The 542-nt window shown below is 45.9% G+C and carries 1 protein-coding gene; it reads right to left on the minus strand.

The genetic code is table 11. The features are described 5' to 3' along the window. Positions 1–254: 254 nt before the first annotated feature. Positions 255–542: hypothetical protein (locus AC1RPQ_RS07620; protein ID WP_481762206.1), on the minus strand; the 288-nt coding region annotated here is incomplete at its 5' end.

The raw sequence follows: 542 nt of genomic DNA on the forward strand, positions 1-542 counted from the left end.
GCTGTACGTATATGATCTGTGGTCGAACGATCATCGTGTTGCCGATCCATTCTTGTATATAGATGGTTCGTTGATCGTAATGCACTTCTCTGTCGTTTCGAATGGTGTCTAGTATGCCACCGTCTATCATGGGATCGAACTCTATTGTATAGTCCCACGGTATGGTATCTTTCTGTAGGTCCCAATCCGATTGATCCCAATCTTGTATACTTGCAGTTTTTGTAGAGTCATTCAAAGTCAGAATCATAACATCCTCACGATGGGGTAAACCAAGTTATTGTTGTCATCGGTTTTGCTGGATTCAAAGTTGTCTGGGCAATGATCTCCAGCGCAACGCTAGCATCCTGAGTAACATATGGAAGTCCCGCGATAACTTCTAACTTCGCGCCATAGTCATTTGTCGGTATCAATCCCGCAGCCAAAACCTCCATCTGAACGTTCGTGTCCTGCGCGTTAAGTGGAGGTATAATCAGCACTTGCCGCGCAGTTGCCTGATTTTTTACCGCTGATGACTGCGACAATAGAACCTGCCGCGCTACTGC

The organism is Dellaglioa sp. CoH-57-MRSF-21 (assembly GCF_056781915.1).